This window comes from Bradyrhizobium sp. 153 (genome assembly GCF_023073835.1).
In the GTDB taxonomy this organism is placed as follows: Bacteria; Pseudomonadota; Alphaproteobacteria; order Rhizobiales; family Xanthobacteraceae; genus Bradyrhizobium.
Window position 1 is genome coordinate 1 of sequence record NZ_JADPKH010000108.1, and the last position, 872, is coordinate 872.

The 872-nt window shown below is 63.1% G+C and carries 1 protein-coding gene and 1 pseudogene; both read right to left on the reverse strand.

Annotated elements, in window-relative coordinates; translation table 11 throughout:
* Positions 1-550, reverse strand: a 550-nt coding sequence (locus tag IVA91_RS27105; protein ID WP_247459467.1) for a glycosyltransferase family 2 protein, incomplete at its 3' end; no start/stop codon positions are given.
* 14 nt (positions 551-564) lie between these two features.
* Positions 565-872: pseudogene (locus IVA91_RS27110) on the reverse strand (chitooligosaccharide deacetylase NodB); the annotation flags it as partial.

Sequence of the window (872 nt, forward strand, 5' to 3'; positions counted from 1 at the left end):
CGATCAATCGGGTCAGCCAGCTGTCGTTCCGGTTGCTGGCCGTCAATTGCCCCATGGCCGCGCCGACGGCTGGATCCTGCATCTTGCGTACGAGTTTGCTGACCACGTCGCTGGCGATTTCCGTGTCGGAATCGACGTTGAGCACGAGATCGCCGAACGACCGGCGTATCGCTGCGATCTGCGCCTTGCGCTTTCCAACGTTGGTTGGCAGCAGAATGACGTTGAACCTCGGGTCATATGCGTAGCTCCCATGGACCGGGGCCACTGCAGCGACATTTGCAGAGCCGTCATCGACCACATAGACCTGCAATCGCCCTGGGTAGTCCTGGCTTGCGAGAGACTTCAGGCAGGCCGCCAGCGTGCGCGGGTCCTCGTTGAAGCAGGGCACGATGACATCCACGCTGGGCAGAGCATCGGTGTCGACCGGGTCGTACGGCGGCAGTGAGGCGTCGGTTCGCAGCGCATAAAGCGCCTGCGCGCTCTTATGAACGCTGGAGAGCAACGCGTAGGAGGCAACAGCAACGGTGCTGATGGTGGCAAGCAGGCTCATGGGAATTGATCTATTCAGTGAGTTTGAGGAATCGACCGGATTGCAAATCCACGGTCATGCAGTGCTGGAATGAGCTGGGCGAGCGCCGTCACAGTCTGGTCGCGCCGACCAGAGTGAGGGCAGCGTTCCAACTCGTCGGGAGGGCACCCGTCGTGCAGGAGCACGATGGCCCCCGGCCGGACCGAGGCCAGCACCGCGGCAACAATCGCCTCGGCGCCAGGACGAGACCAGTCTTGCGGGTCGACTGACCAGTGCAGGGCTGCCAGTTCGGCCTTCGCCGACGCGGCGAGGGCCTCCTTGGTCCAAGTCCCATACGGCGCAC